12 protein-coding genes and 1 pseudogene are annotated in these 16,828 nt (G+C 61.1%); 6 read left to right on the top strand and 7 right to left on the bottom strand.

Annotated features, from left to right (window positions below):
- Positions 1 to 147: 147 nt before the first annotated feature.
- Genes IQK56_RS20885 through IQK56_RS20875 form a run of 3 tightly spaced genes read right to left on the bottom strand, consistent with a single transcriptional unit; the run spans position 148 to position 5,646 of the window.
- On the bottom strand, positions 148 to 3,282 hold the full coding sequence (locus tag IQK56_RS20885; RefSeq protein ID WP_193863730.1) for a CusA/CzcA family heavy metal efflux RND transporter: 3,135 nt from the start codon (positions 3,280 to 3,282) through the stop codon (positions 148 to 150).
- 18 nt (positions 3,283 to 3,300) lie between these two features.
- The gene (locus tag IQK56_RS20880) at positions 3,301 to 4,407 is read right to left on the bottom strand and encodes an efflux RND transporter periplasmic adaptor subunit (protein WP_193863731.1); all 1,107 of its coding nucleotides are present in this window, start codon (positions 4,405 to 4,407) and stop codon (positions 3,301 to 3,303) included.
- Between the two features lie 18 nt (positions 4,408 to 4,425).
- Positions 4,426 to 5,646 carry a TolC family protein gene (locus IQK56_RS20875; protein WP_193863732.1) on the bottom strand — a complete coding sequence of 407 codons (1,221 nt, stop codon included), beginning with the start codon at positions 5,644 to 5,646 and terminating at the stop codon, positions 4,426 to 4,428.
- Positions 5,647 to 5,831: 185 nt separating this feature from the next.
- Here IQK56_RS20875 and IQK56_RS20870 point away from each other — a divergent pair, with 185 nt between their 5' ends.
- Positions 5,832 to 7,202, top strand: a complete 1,371-nt coding sequence (locus tag IQK56_RS20870; protein WP_122309033.1) for a GntT/GntP/DsdX family permease — start codon at positions 5,832 to 5,834, stop codon at positions 7,200 to 7,202.
- A gap of 41 nt (positions 7,203 to 7,243) precedes the next feature.
- On the opposite strand, the gene IQK56_RS20865 is transcribed toward IQK56_RS20870, so the two are convergent.
- From IQK56_RS20865 to IQK56_RS20855, 3 genes and pseudogenes are all read right to left on the bottom strand, one after another.
- Complete coding sequence (locus tag IQK56_RS20865) at positions 7,244 to 7,741, bottom strand: DUF4411 family protein (RefSeq protein WP_122309031.1); 498 nt, start codon at positions 7,739 to 7,741, stop codon at positions 7,244 to 7,246.
- Positions 7,738 to 8,874 carry an XRE family transcriptional regulator gene (locus IQK56_RS20860; protein WP_193863733.1) on the bottom strand — a complete coding sequence of 379 codons (1,137 nt, stop codon included), beginning with the start codon at positions 8,872 to 8,874 and terminating at the stop codon, positions 7,738 to 7,740. Before IQK56_RS20860 ends, IQK56_RS20865 begins: the two co-directional genes overlap by 4 nt.
- A 70-nt stretch (positions 8,875 to 8,944) precedes the next feature.
- A pseudogene (locus IQK56_RS20855) lies at positions 8,945 to 10,248 on the bottom strand (MFS transporter).
- A gap of 183 nt (positions 10,249 to 10,431) precedes the next feature.
- On the opposite strand from IQK56_RS20855, the gene IQK56_RS20850 reads away from it, so the two are divergent.
- From IQK56_RS20850 to IQK56_RS20835, 4 genes are all read left to right on the top strand, one after another.
- Entirely contained in the window at positions 10,432 to 11,850 is a 1,419-nt protein-coding gene (locus tag IQK56_RS20850; protein WP_099583907.1) for a short-chain fatty acid transporter, read from the top strand.
- Between the two features lie 101 nt (positions 11,851 to 11,951).
- Positions 11,952 to 13,652, top strand: coding sequence for an acid phosphatase (locus IQK56_RS20845; RefSeq protein WP_193863735.1), 1,701 nt, complete (start codon positions 11,952 to 11,954; stop codon positions 13,650 to 13,652).
- Positions 13,653 to 13,774: 122 nt separating this feature from the next.
- Positions 13,775 to 14,944 carry a hypothetical protein gene (locus tag IQK56_RS20840; RefSeq protein WP_150760859.1) on the top strand — a complete coding sequence of 390 codons (1,170 nt, stop codon included), beginning with the start codon at positions 13,775 to 13,777 and terminating at the stop codon, positions 14,942 to 14,944.
- A gap of 147 nt (positions 14,945 to 15,091) precedes the next feature.
- The gene (locus IQK56_RS20835; protein ID WP_193863736.1) at positions 15,092 to 15,616 is read left to right on the top strand and encodes an SET domain-containing protein-lysine N-methyltransferase; all 525 of its coding nucleotides are present in this window, start codon (positions 15,092 to 15,094) and stop codon (positions 15,614 to 15,616) included.
- Here the strand turns inward: IQK56_RS20835 and can are convergent.
- Positions 15,613 to 16,257: a carbonate dehydratase gene (gene can / locus IQK56_RS20830; RefSeq protein WP_003188288.1), complete on the bottom strand. Its 645-nt coding sequence runs from the start codon at positions 16,255 to 16,257 to the stop codon at positions 15,613 to 15,615. The two genes, IQK56_RS20835 and can, sit on opposite strands and share 4 nt — an antisense overlap.
- Positions 16,258 to 16,396: 139 nt before the next feature.
- Between can and IQK56_RS20825 the strand changes: the two genes are divergently transcribed.
- Positions 16,397 to 16,801, top strand: coding sequence for a serine kinase/phosphatase (locus IQK56_RS20825; protein ID WP_193863737.1), 405 nt, complete (start codon positions 16,397 to 16,399; stop codon positions 16,799 to 16,801).
- Positions 16,802 to 16,828: the final 27 nt, after the last annotated feature.

The following is a 16,828-nucleotide window of genomic DNA, read 5'->3' as shown; positions in this document are numbered from 1 at the left end:
TTGTCTGGAAAAACGGGGGCGGCTTGATGGGGCTCTGGCGCCAGCCCAGCGCGGGGCAAGCCCGCTCACCACAAAAACCATACCCTAAGCACCTTAAGCACCTTGAGCACCTTGAGCACCTTGAGCACCTTGAGCACCCTAAGCATCTTAAGCCGTGCCCTCTTCCTTGCGATGCGCCCACTGGTACAACGCCGGCAACACCAGCAAGGTCAGCAACGTCGAGGAGATAATCCCGCCGATCACCACTGTTGCCAGCGGCCTTTGCACCTCAGCCCCGGTGCCGGTGGCCAACGCCATGGGGATAAACCCGAGGGACGCTACCAACGCGGTCATCAACACGGGGCGCAGTCGGGTCAGCGCACCCTCGGTGATCGCCACCGACAATGAACGCCCTTCCTCGCGCAGGTTGCGGATGAAGGCAATCATCACCAGACCGTTGAGCACCGCCACGCCGGACAACGCGATAAAGCCCACCCCTGCCGAGATCGACAAAGGGATATCGCGCAGCCACAGGGCCATGATCCCACCGGTCAAGGCGAACGGAATGCCGGTAAACACCAGCAGCCCGTCCTTGAGGTTGTTGAACATCATGAACAGCAAGCCGAACACCAGCAGCAGCGCCACCGGCACCACGATGCGCAAGCGCTCGGAGGCTTCCTTGAGCTGTTCGAACTGGCCGCCCCAGGTGGTCCAGTAGCCCGCCGGTACTTTCACTTGGCTGGTGATCGCCGCTTCGGCCTCTGCCACGAACGAGCCAATATCGCGCCCGCGCACGTTGGCGCTGACGATCACCAGACGCTTGCCGCTCTCGCGGCTGATCTGGTTCGGGCCGAGCACGAGGTCCAGGCTGGCGACTTGGGACAAGGCAATAAAACCCAATTGCCCGGAGGCCTGCGCCGGCACCGGAATCAGCAGCCGTGACAGGCCGTCGATATCGGTGCGCAACGCGTCGGACAAACGCACAACCATGTCGAAACGACGGTCGCCTTCATACAACGTACCGGCCTGGCGCCCACCGACGGCCACCGCGAGAGTGTCCTGCACATCGCCGACATTCAGGCCAAAACGCGCCGCCTTGTCGCGGTCGATATTGATGGTCAGCACTGGCAAACCGGAGGTCTGTTCCACCTTCACTTCCGAGGCGCCATCGAGCTGCTGCAAGGTCTCGGCGATTTCCCCGGCGGTCCTGTTCAGTACTGCCATGTCATCGCCAAACACCTTCACCGCCACATCACTGCGTACCCCGGAAATCAGCTCGTTGAAGCGCAGTTGGATCGGCTGCGACAGCTCATACGCACTGCCCGGCACAATCGCACTGGCGCGTTGGATATCGGCGATCAGCGCCTCGCGGGATTTTTTCGGATCGGGCCATTGGTCCTTCGGCTTGAGCATCACGTAGCTGTCGGAAATATTCGGCGGCATCGGGTCGGAGGCAATTTCTGCGGTACCGGTGCGCGCAAATACCCGCTCGATTTCCGGCACCTGGGCCATCATTACCTTCTCAAGCTGCTGCTGCATCTGCACCGATTGCGTGAGGCTGGTGCCGGGTACCCGCAGGGCCTGTTGGGCGAAGTCGCCTTCGCTGAGGCTGGGGATAAATTCACTGCCCATGCGGCTGGCCACCGCGCCCGAAGCGACGATGCTCAGCAGTGCCAGACCGAACACCAGCGGACGTCGCGTCATCACCCAGTCCAGCACCGGCGCATACACCCGGCGTGCGCTGCGCATCACCAGGTTCTCCTCTTCCTTGACCTTGCCGGTGACAAACAGCGCAATCGCCGCCGGTACGAAGGTCACCGACAGAATCATCGCGCCGAGCAAGGCGATCACCACGGTGAAGGCCATGGGGTGGAACATCTTCCCGGCCACGCCGGTGAGGGCGAAGATCGGCAGGTAGACGACCATGATGATCAATTGCCCAAAGATCAGCGCACGCCGTGCCTCCTTGGCGGCGGCAAACACTTCGTGCAGGCGCTCGCTACGGGTCAACAGACGGCCATGGCGCTGTTGCGCATGGGCCAGGCGGCGGATGGCGTTCTCGACGATCACCACCGCGCCGTCGACGATAATGCCGAAGTCCAGCGCGCCGAGGCTCATCAGGTTGGCGCTGACTTTGTGGGTGAACATGCCGGTGAAGGTGAACAGCATCGCCAGGGGAATCACCATTGCGGTGATCAACGCCGCCCGGATATTGCCCAGGAACAGAAACAGCACCGCGACCACCAACAGCGCGCCTTCGAAAAGGTTTTTCTTGACGGTGGCGATGGCTTTTTCGACAAGGTTGGTGCGGTCGTAAACGGTGACGGCCATCACGCCTTCGGGCAGCGAACGGTTGATCTCTGCAAGTTTTTTCGCCACGGCCTGGGACACGCTGCGGCTGTTTTCGCCGATCAACATAAACACCGTGCCCAGCACCACTTCACGGCCGTTTTCCGTAGCGGCGCCGGTGCGCAGTTCACGGCCGATCTCGACCTGGGCCACATTGCGCACGCGGATCGGCGTGCCGTCCGTAGACGTGATGACAATGTTGGCGATGTCATTGATGGACGCCAATTGCCCCGGTGCGCGGATCAGCAGTTGCTCGCCACTGCGCTCGATATAACCGGCGCCGACGTTGGCGTTGTTGCGCTCCAGCGCCGTGACCAGATCGTTCAAGGTCAGGTTGTAAGCCGCCAGGCGCTTGGGATCAGGGGCAATCTGGTATTCCTTGGCAAAACCGCCAATGGTGTTGATCTCGGCCACGCCCGGCACGTTGCGCAGTTGCGGCTTGATGATCCAGTCCTGGATCACGCGCAAGTCCGTTGGCGTGTAAGGCGTGCCGTCGTCCTTGAGCGCACCGTCCTTGGCTTCCACGGTCCACAGGAAAATTTCCCCGAGCCCGGTGGAGATCGGCCCCATCGCCGTTTCGATGCCACTGGGCAATTGCTCGCGGGCCACTTGCAGGCGCTCATTGACCAGTTGGCGGGCAAAGAACAGGTCGGTACCGTCCTTGAAAATCACCGTGACCTGGGACAAGCCGGAGCGCGACAGCGAACGCGTCTGCTGCAAACCCGGCAACCCGGCCATGGCCGTTTCAATGGGAAAGGTGATGCGTTGCTCGGTTTCCAACGGCGAAAACCCGGCCGCCGCAGAGTTGATCTGCACCTGTACGTTGGTGATGTCGGGCACCGCGTCGATGGGCAACTTTTGATAGCTGGCGATGCCGATACCGGCCATCAACAGCACCGCCAGCAGCACGATGATGCGCTGCTCGATGGCGAATTGGATAAGGCGCTCAAACATGGGGAATCACTCGCAGGATCAATGGGCGTGCTCGGCCGAGCCTTTGCCCAGTTCGGACTTGAGGATGAAGCTGCCGACCGTGGCCACCTGCTCGCCGGCGGCCAGCCCCTGGCGCACTTCGACGTAGCCGTTCTGACTGACGCCCAACTCAAGGTGGCGGGTGATAAAACCGTCTGGTGTGCGCACAAATACCGAGGGCTTGTCCTCGACCGTCTGGATCGCTTCCTGAGGGATGGTGACCTTGGCCTGGGCGGTGTCCGTGGCCAGTTGCACGGTGACAAACAGCCCTGGGCGCCAGGCGTCATCCGGGTTGGGCACGCTCACGCGTACGGTGGCGGTACGCGTTTGTTCGCCGAGCAGATTGCCGACGTAGGCCACGGTGCCGCGCACATCGGTGCCCATTTCCGTGGAGCTGACGGTCACCGGTTTGCCGATGCGAACCTTGTTCAAGTCCTTGGGGAATACGCCGAAGGTGACCCACACCTGGGACAGGTCCGAGAGGGTGAAGGCGTTGCTGGTTTCGCTGACGACCTCGCCGACACCCAGGTGCTTTTCCACCACCACACCGGCGAATGGCGCACGCAGTTCGTAGCGATTGCCGCCCACCAATACGGCACTGCCACTCAGGGCGGTCATCTTCTGGCGGGCATTGTTGAGGGCGATTTCGGCCTCTTGCAGGGCCTGGCGCGCCAGCAGGTAATCCTGCTCGGCGGAGATCTTGTCTTGCCATAACTGGCGTTCGCGTTGGAAGGTGGTGCGCGCCAGTTCGACCCGGCGCTCGCTGGCGGCCAACTCGCTGCGCTGATCGGAAATCTGCTGGCTGGCAATTACCGCCAGCAGCTCGCCCTTCTTCACCGTCTGACCGAGATTGACCTTCACCGACTCAACTACCCCGGCTGCACGCGGGACGATGTGGGAGGTGCGATCTTCGTCAAAACGCACCTCTCCCGGCAGCGTCAGCAGGGTGCTGATGGGCCGGGGTTGGGCCTGGGCGAATTGAATGCCGGCGGCCTCGATTTGCTGCGCGGTGAGTTCGAGCGCGCCTTCTTCTTCCTCGGCATTGGCCAGGCTGGACAGCATCAAGCCCAGGGCGACGACAAGCGCCACGCCGTGTTTCGTATTCATAGAGAACTCCAGAAAAAATCAGAAGCGGGCGAGGTCGCCGTAAATCCGCTCGATGCGTAGCCAGGCGTCGGTGGCCTGGGCAGTGGCGGTGAGGTATTGGGTGCGCGCCGCGATCAGGGTGCGCTGCGCGTCGAGCACGTCGAGGAAGTTGAACTTGCCCATCTCGAAGCCACGGGTGGCGGCATCCACCGCACTTTGGGCGGCGGGCAGGATCTGCTGGTTGAACGCGCGCACCTCGGTATTGGCGGCGTGCCACAGGTCGAGGGCCTGGCGGGTTTCGGTGCGCAGGCGCAACTCAGCGGCATTGCGCAGGTCGCGGGCCTGGTCGGCACGGCGGGTGGCGGCGAGCACGTTGCCCTGGTTGCGGTTGAACAGCGGGATCGGCATCGACACGCCCACCAGGTTCACGCGCTCGCGCACAGTGGCGTCGTATTGGCTGCCGATGGACACATCGAGGTCGGGAATGCGCTGGGTTTTTTCCAGGCTCACATTGGCCTCGCTTTGCTGAATGCGCAGTTCGGCCAGACGCAGCTCAGCGGTCTGCCCAAGGCGTGCCAGCAACTGCGCGGCAGGCGGCAGGGCCGGTGTGGATTGGATTGGCGTGGCGACAGCGTCAAAGTCGGCGGCGGCGTTACCGGTGCTGGCGGCCAGCCGGCGATACGCGTCAGCGAGGCCGATCTGTGCGCGGTTCAATTCCAGGCGGATTTGCGACAACTGCACCTGGGCGCGGGTGGCTTCCACCGGTGATGACTTGCCGGCGCTGACGCGGCCGTTGGCGACCCCAAGACCGCGTTCGGCCAGGGCCAGGGAACGTTGCGCCAGATCGAGCCGCTCCTGGGCGCGAAGGGCAGCGTAATAGCTGTCGATCACCTCGGTGCGCAGGGTGTTGCGGCGCTGATCCAGGGTCAGCGCGGCGGCGTCTTGGCCACGGGTGGCTACGTCGATGCGCGCGCTGCGTTTACCCCCCAACTCCAGGGTCTGGCTGAGCTTGACGGTGGTGGTGCGGGATTCGCGGCGAGTGTCTTCGGCGTCCCAGGACACGACCGGATTGGGGATCAACCCAGCCTGCCGACGACCGCCAGCAGCGATGTCGATTTCCCATTGCGCGGCGGCCAGGTCCGGGTTGTTGGCGAAGGCGGTTTGCAGGGCGGAATCGAGGGTCAGGGGTTGCGCCAGCGTCGCGTTTGCAGCCGCCCACAGCAACGTCGCCCCGACCAGTTTTTTAACGGAAATTGCCATAACGAGAGTTCCACGCCCATGAAGTCCAAGCGCAGGCAATGTAGCGCTCGCGACTTATCAGGGCGGTGGAGCAAAGATTACAAAACCGACAGCAAGGGCTCTGCGGCGGGCGTTATAGGGTATGATTTTGAAACAGGAAACAAAAAGAAACAATTTTACCAACCTGTTCGATAAGGAGTCCCGTCTTGGAGTTATCGACTGCTGCGTGGCTGGTTCACGACACCCGCCTGATGTTCTGTTTACTGCTGGCCATCGCCAGCATCATCGTGCTGATCAGCGCCACCAAATTACCGCCGTTTTTGTCGATCTTGATCGGCACCTTTATCGCCGGCGTTGGCGCCGGGCTGCCGCCCGAAGAAGTTGCCAAGGCCTTCAGCAAGGGCGCCGGTGCGATCCTGGGTGAAGCCGGGATCATCATTGCCCTAGGCGCAATGCTCGGCGCGCTGATGGCCGAATCCGGCGCGGCCGACCGCATCGCCACGACGTTGCTGGGGCTGGGCAAGGGCAAGTCATTGCCGTGGGTGATGGCGCTGGTGGCGATGGTGATCGGTCTACCGCTGTTCTTCGAAGTGGGCCTTGTGATGATGGTGCCGATCATCTTCGTCATGGCCAAACGCTCGAACCAGCCGTTGCTGAAAATCGCCATCCCGGCACTGGCCGGCATGACCACCCTGCACGCCTTGATGCCGCCGCACCCTGGGCCTCTGATTGCGGTGGGTGCGTTGCACGCCGACCTGGGCCTGACCATGTTGCTGGGCTTGTGCCTGGCGGTTCCGGCGGTGATTCTGGCGGGGCCGATCTACGGCAACTGGCTGTCCAAGCGCCTGCACGTGGATGAACCGGCTGAGATCGGCGCACTGTTCAGCGCACCGCCCAAGGCCCCGCGGCAGCCAAGCTTTGGGGTGTCGTTGCTGATCATTTTGTTGCCGGTGATCTTGATGCTCGGCAGCACCTTGGCCAAGGTCGCGCTGGCGCCGGAAAGTACCGTCGGCCTCACGCTAAAATTCCTCGGCGAACCGCTGATCGCTCTCGGCCTGGCGGTGATCGCCGCCGTCGTCTGCCTTGGCTGGGCCGCCGGCATGCCGCGCACTGAAGTCGGCAACACCTTGCGCAAGGCTCTCGCCCCCATCGCGGTATTGCTGCTGACCATTGGCGCTGGCGGCGGCCTCAAGCAAACCCTGCTCGACGCAGGTGTGAGCCAGACCATCAGCAAAGTCGCCGAAGGCGCACACATGCCGTATCTGCTGCTGGCCTGGCTGATTGCAGTGGCACTGCGCCAGGCCACCGGTTCGGCCACCGTTGCCACGACCACCACAGCCGGTATCCTCGCGCCGATGATGGCGGGGTTGGCCGCCACGCAAAGCTCACTGGTGGCACTGGCGATTGGCGCGGGTTCGGTGTTCTTCTGCCACGTCAACGACGCCGGGTTCTGGATGGTGCGTGAATACTTTGGCTTGCAGCTGAAACAGACGATTTGGGTATGGTCGGTGCTGCAGACGATTGTTTCGGTGGTTGGGTTGGTCGGTACGTTGCTGTTGTGGCACTTCCTGACCTGAAAATGCCGTATTGAGGGGAAGCGCTTTTCCTCTCAATCGTTTTAATGATGCAAAACAAAGCGAGCATCGAGCTTGCCAAGCAACTCAAATGTGTTCATGTAAGGCACGCCAAACAATGAACACACATTGGGAATGGTGAATTTGCGTTTGATGTCAGGGTTATAGACCTCATGCGTGACAACCACCGCACCCGTTGTCATCGCCTTGGCAATCAACCAGGGATCTGCACCCTCAAGAAACTCCTCAAACGCTCCGGCCTTCATCACAGGAACCTGTTGCGCAATCTCTGCGACGATATGTCCAAACGCAGTCTGAGTCAGCTCATCGCTGGAGTCTTCAAACAGGTGCGTGTTGCCTTTAACCCACTCGGTCAAGTCGTCATTGCCTCTGGCCAGTTCGTCTCTTACTGGCACGATGCTGGCAATTTCCAGAGCCTGATGTTGTTGAAGAAGCCATGCCCAGTAACCCGGACAAATAGTCATTCCGTAATAGCGGTTTTTGGCCTCGATCAGCGTATTCGAATCCAATAGATGCTTCATGCCGACAGTTTCATCCCATAAGCCTTCAACTTGGCAGGCCGCACACCCAGCAGTTTCCCCGCATCCCGCAGCAAAATCCGGCCGCTCTGTGCTTCAGCCAAAACAGCCTTGCTCAAGCGCGTGCTGTTTCTAATAGTCGCCGTGCGGTAGTAATCCCCCCCACTACCTTCCTTATTTCTGTATTCCTGCAAGATACGCAGGTAGTAGGCGCCATATTGATCACTGCTGATGTAGCCAAGATCACGAGCACGACGAGCAATAACCAGTGTACTGACGTGAAAGCGTCCGGCCAGGGGCGAGAGGTTTTCTTGCCAGTGCACATTCAAATCCCAGAGCACTCGGAAAACCAGTTCCGGCGCCAGAAACTCTCCCGCCACAGCGTTGCAAAAAGTCTCCTCCTGGCGGGAACTCTGACTATTGCCATCCGAGACACCCGTACTACCAATCCAGATGTGCGCCAGCTCATGCATCAATGTAAATAGCCGGGCCGCCGGCGCGTCCGCACTGTTGATGAAAACCACCGGAGCCAGCGCATTGCTGATCGCAAATCCGCGAAACTCACTGACATCAAGCCTGCGGTGGGTGTTTCCCAAAGCAACACCGCTGCGCATAACAAGGATGCCAGCCGCCTCAGCGCCATTTACCAAAGCTCTCACATAGTCTTCATAACCCATACGAGCGAAGCCGTCCGTCACGCAGAGTACGCGTCGAATATCTGTAACCACGTCGTTGATGGGCGAACGGCTACTGAAACTTCCCACGAAAGGCAGCGGGGCTCGTTCGTGATCATGCAAATATTCCAAGTACCAGTCCTGCTTGCGGAGCACATCTCTCACAGTGTCCATCAGGTTCAAACTAGGTTTGTCTGGAAAAACGCCACCCACAGTGCGCAGGTCAGGAAGCGGAAGATGCTCCTGCGGCGGGGCGTTGAGAAACAGAAAACCAAAAGGGACGTGCACAACAGCTGCCCACTTCTGCGCCTGGTTAAATGAGGGAAGGCGCTGACCACCTTCCCACTCCCTAACCCTCTCCAATTTGACCGTAAGACCTTTGGCAACTTGTGCCTCAGACAGCCCTGCCCGCTGGCGTGACCAGGACAGGATTTCAGGGTTGATAAAGGCGGTCTGAGTCATGGGGGGAAAGTACTCATCGGGAATCGACGTGACTATAGGAGTGAGGCCCCTAATCGTCAATTGATAGCCTTTAGACCCCTTTTGTAACCGCATCTAACGCGTGACGCTTGCCAAACAGCGCCACACTCGCCACGCCCACCGCCCCCATCACCACGCAATACCCCACGCAGATCCACGGGCTGGCAGGCATCAACGCGATCAGCATCAGCGGCGTGGTGCTCGCCCACAACGCGTAGGCAATGTTGTAGGTAAAGGAAATCCCCGACACCCGCACCTGGGCCGGAAACAGCCCGACCATCACCGACGGCACCGCGCCCACCACGCCGCAGCTCAAGCCCGCCACGGCGTACGCCGCGCCCAGCCACACGCCGCCATTGATCAGGCTGGCGTACAGCAACGCGATGCCCATTGGCAGCAACAGGCTGTAGACCAGCACCGCGCGCCAGGCGCCGATGCGGTCCACCAGCAGGCCGGCGAGGACGCAGCCGATGTTCAGGAACACGATGCCCAAGGCGCTCAGGGCGAAGGTGTGACTGGGGCTCATACCAAAGGTTTTTTGCATCATGGTCGGGGTGATGACCACGAGGACCACCACGGCGGAGGTGAGCACGCAGGTGAGGATCATCGCCGGCAACAAGACGGCGCGGTGGTCGCGCAGTACGGTGCGCAGGGGCAGTTCAGCGGCGGCCTGGCGGCGGGCCTGCATTTCGAGGAACACCGGGGTTTCGCTGAGCCAGCGACGCAGCCAGACGCCGATCACGCCGAACACACCGCCGAGCAGGAACGGAAAACGCCAGGCGTAATCCAGGATTTCGGCCGGGGTGAAGACTTGCGCCAGCAGCGTGGCGGTCAAGGCACCGAGCAGGTAGCCGAAGGTCAGGCCGGCTTGCAGAAAGCCCAGCGCGTAGCCACGGTGATTGCGCGGTGCGTGCTCGGCCACGAAGGTCCAGGCGCTGGGCACTTCGCCGCCGACCGCGGCGCCTTGGAGCACGCGCAGTGCGAGGAGGATCAGCGGGGCGAAATAACCGATTTGCGCATAGGTCGGCATGATCCCGATCAGCAGGCATGGCAACGCCATCATCAGGATGCTGAGGCTGAACACGCGCTTACGCCCCAGGTGGTCGGCAAAGTGCGCCATCAGGATCCCGCCCAGCGGCGCGCCAGATAGCCGGTGACGAAGATGCCGAAGCTTTGCAGCAGGCGCAGCCACTCGGGCATTTCCGGTGGGAAAAACAGTTGGCTGAGGGTCAGCGCAAAAAACACGAAAATAATGAAATCGTAGATTTCCAGGGCGCCGCCCAGGGCGGCCAGGCCCAGGGTTTTGTAGTCGGAGCGGGAAAAACGCTGCGCCTGTGAAGAAAAGGTGGCAGTCATGTAGAAGCTCGGCAGACAAACAAAATGGCGTGCAGGTTATGAGCTGAGCCGGTTGATGGCAATCGCCGCAGATATATTTGTTTTCCTCATGGATCGATGAAGATAACTGCATTCCCATATCAATGGCCGTGGAGGAACATGCGCGAAAACTGCCGCACATAATAAATACAAGAGGTACGACCCGTGGCCGATGCTATCGAAGAAAGCCGTTATGCCCGATTTGCCCTGCGTTGCTCCAACTTCGCCGAACGCTGGTTCCCTGACTCCTGGGTGTTCGCCGCGCTCGCGGTGATCATCGTCGCCGTGGCGACCCTGGGCATGGGCGCGGCGCCCACCGAAGCCGCCAAGGCCTTTGGCGATGGGTTCTGGAGCCTGATCCCGTTCACCATGCAAATGGCGTTTGTGGTGATCGGCGGTTACGTGGTCGCCAGTTCGCCGCCGGCGGTCAAATTGATTGACCGCCTGGCACGCATTCCGAAGAACGGCCGTTCAGCCGTGGCCTGGGTGGCGCTGATCTCCATGGTCGCCTCGTTGCTCAACTGGGGCCTGTCCCTGGTGTTCGGCGGGTTGCTGGTGCGGGCGCTGGCCCGGCGTACGGATTTGCGCATGGACTACCGCGCAGCCGGGGCCGCAGCCTACCTGGGCTTGGGCGCGGTGTGGGCGCTGGGGTTGTCATCGTCGGCCGCACAGTTGCAGGCCAACCCGGCCAGCCTGCCGCCGTCGATTCTGGCGATCACCGGGATGATCCCGTTTACCGAGACCATCTTTCTGTGGCAATCCGGCGTGCTGTTACTGGCGCTGATTGTGGTGTCGCTGATCATCGCCTACGCCACCGCGCCCGGCCCGAACAGCGCCCGTGACGCCAAGGCCTGCGGCGTCGACCCGGCCTTCAACCTGCCCAAGCCGCAAGCACCGACGCGCCCCGGCGAATGGCTGGAACACAGCCCGCTGCTGACCATCCTGCTGGCACTGCTGGCGGCGGGTTGGCTGTTCCACGAGTTCTCGACCAAGCCGGCGATCAGCGCCATCTCGGGGCTCAACACCTACAACTTCCTGTTCATCATGGTCGGTGCGCTGCTGCATTGGCGCCCGCGCAGCTTCCTGGATGCGGTGGCCCGGGCGGTGCCGACCACCACTGGCGTGCTGATCCAATTCCCGCTGTACGGCTCGATTGCGGCGCTGATGACGGTGGTGAAAGGCGCTGACGGACAGACGCTGGCGCACCATATCTCGACCTTCTTCACCTCCATCGCCTCCCACGATACCTACGCGCTGCTGATGGGCGTGTACTCGGCGGTGCTGGGCTTCTTTATCCCGTCGGGCGGCGGCAAATGGATCATCGAAGCGCCGTACGTGATGCAAGTGGCCAATGATCTGCAATACCACTTGGGGTGGTCGGTGCAGATCTACAACGCGGCCGAGGCGCTGCCGAACCTGATTAACCCGTTCTACATGCTGCCGTTGCTGGGGGTGCTGGGGCTCAAAGCGCGGGATCTGATCGGGTTTTCGTTTGTGCAGTTGCTGGTGCACACGCCGCTGGTGTTGTTTTTGCTATGGGCGCTGGGGACGACGTTGACGTATCTGCCGCCGGTGATGCCATAGGGCACGGCGCTTGCTCTAATGCCTGTCTTCGTTCCGTCACATTGCATTGCTACCGTCCTGCGAAATATCTTGCAACAACTCGCCAGCAAGGACTCCCCGCAATGAGTGACGAGCACGAAGACCGCCCTGCCCCAGGTTCCACATCCAATCCGCCGGTAGACAGCAGCCGGCGGCGCTTCCTGGGAGGCGCGGCAGTGTTGGGGGTGGGGGCGACCTTGAGTGCCTGCGGCCACACCAGTGACGCGCCGGCAAAACCTGCAGCGCGGCCACTCACGCCCCAGGAATTGGACAAGGCCTTGCAGGACCAGGTGAAAACCGTGGTGGTGATCTATGCCGAGAACCGCAGCTTCAACAATCTGTTTGCGGATTTCCCAGGTGTTGAGAAACCGCTTTCCGCGCTTGCCGCAACCGACACTCAGCAACGCGATCGCGATGGCAGCTTATTGAACACGCTGCCACCGGCCTGGGGCGGCGTACTGCAAGTTGGCCCGCAAACCGTCGACGGGGTGACGTACCCCAGCGAAGTGCAATTCCAGGAAAACCTGCCCAACGCCCCTTTCGACCTCAAGGGGCCGAGTGGCGAGGACCTGCCGCTGAGCCTGGTCACCCGCGATTTGTGGCACGTGTTTTACCAGAACCAGATGCAGATCAACGGCGGCAAGAACGATGGCTTCGTCGCCTGGGCGGATTCCGGCGGGCTGGTGATGGGCCGTTACGCTCAAAGCCGTTATTCCCTGCGCCTGTGGGACGTGGCCAAGGAGTTTGTGCTCTGCGATAACTTCTTCCAGGGTGCGTTCGGCGGTTCATTCCTTAACCACCAGTACCTGATCAGCGCTACCGCGCCGGTGTATCCGAATGCCGCCGCGTCAGTGGCCAAGGCGCAGATCGCCACGCTGCAAAGCGATGACCCGACCGACACACGCCTCAAACCGCTCGAAAAATCCCCGGCCAGCGCCATGACTGGCCCACCGCAGTTCGGCCCCAGCGCGCTGACCCCGGACGGTTTCGCCGTGAATACCCTGGCCCCGCCCTATTGGCCGACCTGGATTCGCGACCCGCAAAATCCAGACTATTCCAAACCCGACCTGCCCAACGTGCTGGTGCCGCAGACCCACGAGCACATCGGCGACAAGCTGTCGAAAAAGCACGTCGACTGGGCCTGGTACGCCGGGGCCTGGCAGGCGACGCTGGATCAGTTCAAGGATTCGGGGGGCATTCCGAAAATCCCGAACTTCCAGTACCACCACCAGCCGTTCAACTATTTCAAAAAACAGGGGCCCGAGAACCGTGCGGAACGCGACAAGCGCCTGCGCGATGGCGGTTTGGGCGATGAGTCCAGCACCAATAAGTTTTTCGCCGATGCCCAGGCTGGCAAGCTGCCGGCCGTGAGTTTCTACAAACCCCAGGGCAACCTGAACATGCATGCCGGTTACGCCGACGTGGCCTCGGGCGACCGCCATATCGCCCGCGCGTTGAAGGTGCTGCAGGACAGCCCGCAGTGGAAAAACATGGTGGTGATCGTCACCGTCGATGAAAACGGCGGCTGGTGGGACCACGTCGCACCGCCCAAAGGCGATCGCTGGGGCCCTGGCACGCGGGTTCCGGCGCTGGTGGTATCGCCGTTCGCACGTAAAGGCACGGTGGACCATACGGTGTACGACACCGCGTCGATCCTGCGGTTGATTACCCGGGTCTTCCAACTGGAGACCCTGGACGGCCTCAAGCAGCGCGATGACGCGATGATCGCCCGTGGCCAGAAGCCCATGGGCGATTTGAGCAACGCCTTGCAGTTCAACCTGTAGGTTTTCTTATCCAATAGCGACACGCCCAGCGATTTAGCACGCGGTTTTCCTGGTCAGCCGCTACTGTGAGGAGGTGGGCTTTCACCCCGCGCAGACGGGCTTTCGCTGACAAGGAACCAACTATGTTTACACCGACCAGGCTGTCTTTGACCCTGGCCGCACTGATGGCCAGTGCGGTCGCTCAAGCTGACATCGAAGTACCGCTGGGCAGCACGCAGCGTGTCACCCAGTTGTTCGCTTACCCCAATAACTGCAACGTGATCTGCTTTCGGCCATGGACGCTGGAGCAGACCGTCGAGCACTACCTGAACCAGAGCGTGCAGCGCGATGGTTATAGCCGAGCCAAGGTCAGCGTCAAGGTCCATGACGGCCAGGTGGCCGCGACCTTCAGCGGCGTACCGGACAGTTATGGCCAGCCCCTGACAACACTGCTCAATACCGCCGACCTGGCCTACCAGGGCGCCAGCAAGCTCAACAGCGACGGTAAATGGGCGTTTAACTGGTATCTGTTCCTGCCGTTGGGCATGGCGTTGGAAAACCGCAAAAGCATTGAGCTGATGCACTTCCCGCCGGACTATTCACTCACCCAGGCCCAGGACTACCTGGAATCGAAAACCACGGATCGCTGGGCCGACCTGCTCACCGACAACGGCGTGCCGGCCGCCGAAACCCCGGCCTACCAGACCATGATCGATATCGCCCCGATCGCCGCGCCGTCCACGGCGGGCAAAGACCTGGAAGGCGTCTATAGCTACTTCACTGATTACCAGACCCGCATGGTCAAGGAACTGAGCCTGCTGCCCGACGGCTCGCTGCCGATGGTGGCGTTCGGGGCACCGGTGCGCAGCTGGATCAAGCAGCAATACGGGCAAACCGTGAATGTGCTCGGGCTGGCACAGATCAGCCCGGCCCAGGGCAAAAGCGTTTCGGTATTGGGGTCCAACCATCCCAGCTACATCTGGTATGCCGCCGACCCCGAGTCCTATGATGGCGACGAGCAAAAGGCCGACGAGGCGGGCTTGAAGGTGATGGGCCAGGATCTCAGTGCCGCCTGCTGGCAGGCCGGGATGGGCCAGAAACCGGCCAGTGATCCGAATGTGCTGCTCAAGGCCTGTATGAACACCTGGCAGGTCACGCGCAAAGAACAGACCTGTGAGCTGTTCTACACCTCGGTGCGCAAACTGAGCCCGGAGCAGGCCAACGCCAAGTGCGCCACGTCAGCGATCAAAACTCAGTTGAAACAGCTGAGGAACGCCGCTCCTGCCCCCCTAATCACGGAGCCTGCGTTGTAAACCGCAGAAAAAACGACCCGCTTCTACTGTCATATTTGACAGTAGAAATCGGATCCAACTTGAGCGAGTCTTGAGCCGCGCCCATCTGCTGCAAGACTGGCCGTCAGACACCACTCGCAGGTCGATGCAGCCTAACCAAGGAGAGTTATGAAAACTCATGCCATGGATAAGGCTAAAACTGCTGCGAGTGAATGTTTATACCCGTTCAAGACCCTGCGAATTGAACAAGGCTACCCTTCGTCCGAGCAGTTCAAGGTCGTACGCACTGCGAATGATGCGGGAGGTGGAATCAAGGCGCGCAAAGCCTTGGACGGCCGCACGCGCATTGCCATGGTCTCCGGCTACGCAGTGGGCGAGCGACGCCTGCACACGCTGCAGTTGTCCCCGCGCATCCACTTGTACGACTGTTGGTTCTGCGGCCTCTTACAGCATTCGTGCAACCCGAATGTGTTCTTCGACACCACGTACCTGGAGCTCTGGACCGTGCAACCCATCTCGGCCGGCGCCTGGCTGACCCTGGATTACGCCAGCACTGAAGATGTGCTGTTCCGGCAGTTCGCTTGCCAGTGCGGCGAGCTGAACTGCCGGGGCTGGATCACCGGCAGCCGGGAGCCATTGAATGCCGAAGGCCAGGCCTTCATGGCCAAGTGGCGCAAGCGCAAACGGCCTTAGGCTTCGCCCAGTGGACGCAGGCGGTATTGCGGCGGCAGTTGCTCAAAGCCACTGATGGTGGTGTTCAAGCTCTTCCAGCGGCCATCCTTGATGCCGTAGATGCAACCATGGATCGACAGGCTCTGCCCACGGTGCCAGGCGTTTTGCACAATGCTGGTGTGGCCGACGTTGGCCACCTGCTGGATCACGTTCAGCTCGCACATGCGGTCTACGCGCTCTTCTTCGGTCGGCAACTGGGCCAGCACGTCGCGGTTTTCGTAGTACAGGTCGCGAATGGTGCGCAGCCAGCCGTCGATCAGGCCGAACTGGCGATCCTGCATCGACGCCCGCACGCCGCCGCAGCCATAGTGACCGGTGACGAGGATGTGTTTGACCTTGAGTACGTCGACTGCGTACTGGATCACCGACAGGCAGTTGAGGTCGGTGTGCAGCACCACGTTGGCCACGTTGCGGTGCACAAACAGATCACCCGGCAGCATGCCGACGATCTCGTTGGCCGGCACACGGGCGTCGGAACAGCCGATCCACAGGTATTCCGGGGTTTGCTGGCGGGCGAGCTTGGCGAAGAATTCGGGATCTTCCTGTTTGATCGCATCCGCCCAGCGTTCGTTGTTATCAAGCAGGTCTTGTAGTTCGTTCATCAGGGAAAGCCTCAGGAATGATGCGCAGTTTTGTGACTGTCGACCCTTCGTCCAGGTCACGCGATGCGCAAATTAGCTTGAATCTTTGGCGCGCCGTGCCTGTCCACACACTATAAGCCCCACAGTATGAGGATTGGCCATGACTGAATCACGACGTCCCTACGGCGCTACCCAGCCCGAACCGATTGACGATAACGAAGATCGCATGGGTTCGATGCGTGAGCTGGATTTTGACGAAGAGGAACCGACGGCGGAAATCGGCGATGAAATTCCGCGCCGCGAGCGCGAGCATCTGATGCCCGACGAACGGGTGCGTGAAGCCGGTCTGACGGGTGCTTCGACCGATGATCACGAGCCGACCGATGACGATATGAGCCCGGAAACCCTGATCCATGAGGATGGTGCGCGGGATGTCCTGGAGGAAGGTGAGGATAATCCGGCGGACTACGACCTGAGTATTGTGGATGAAGACGAGATTGGCGGCGGGAATGGGTTGGATGAGGCGGAGTTGGCCGATCTCGATCCGGTAGACGGAAACCGCTGACACAACACGATAAAAATGTGGGAGGGG

The sequence above is a fragment of the Pseudomonas cyclaminis genome, assembly GCF_015163715.1.
In the GTDB taxonomy this organism is placed as follows: Bacteria; Pseudomonadota; Gammaproteobacteria; order Pseudomonadales; family Pseudomonadaceae; genus Aquipseudomonas; species Aquipseudomonas cyclaminis.
This window is presented reverse-complemented; position numbering and strand designations above follow the sequence as displayed.

Bases quoted from the DNA above. Each gene is read 5' to 3' on its own strand.
- IQK56_RS20885 (WP_193863730.1), bottom strand. From the start codon at position 3,282: ATGTTTGAGCGCCTTATCCAATTCGCCATCGAGCAGCGCATCATCGTG.
- IQK56_RS20880 (WP_193863731.1), bottom strand. From the start codon at position 4,407: ATGAATACGAAACACGGCGTGGCGCTTGTCGTCGCCCTGGGCTTGATG.
- IQK56_RS20875 (WP_193863732.1), bottom strand. From the start codon at position 5,646: ATGGCAATTTCCGTTAAAAAACTGGTCGGGGCGACGTTGCTGTGGGCG.
- IQK56_RS20865 (WP_122309031.1), bottom strand. From the start codon at position 7,741: ATGAAGCATCTATTGGATTCGAATACGCTGATCGAGGCCAAAAACCGC.
- IQK56_RS20860 (WP_193863733.1), bottom strand. From the start codon at position 8,874: ATGACTCAGACCGCCTTTATCAACCCTGAAATCCTGTCCTGGTCACGC.
- IQK56_RS20845 (WP_193863735.1), top strand. From the start codon at position 11,952: ATGAGTGACGAGCACGAAGACCGCCCTGCCCCAGGTTCCACATCCAAT.
- IQK56_RS20840 (WP_150760859.1), top strand. From the start codon at position 13,775: ATGTTTACACCGACCAGGCTGTCTTTGACCCTGGCCGCACTGATGGCC.
- IQK56_RS20835 (WP_193863736.1), top strand. From the start codon at position 15,092: ATGAAAACTCATGCCATGGATAAGGCTAAAACTGCTGCGAGTGAATGT.
- can (WP_003188288.1), bottom strand. From the start codon at position 16,257: ATGAACGAACTACAAGACCTGCTTGATAACAACGAACGCTGGGCGGAT.
- IQK56_RS20825 (WP_193863737.1), top strand. From the start codon at position 16,397: ATGACTGAATCACGACGTCCCTACGGCGCTACCCAGCCCGAACCGATT.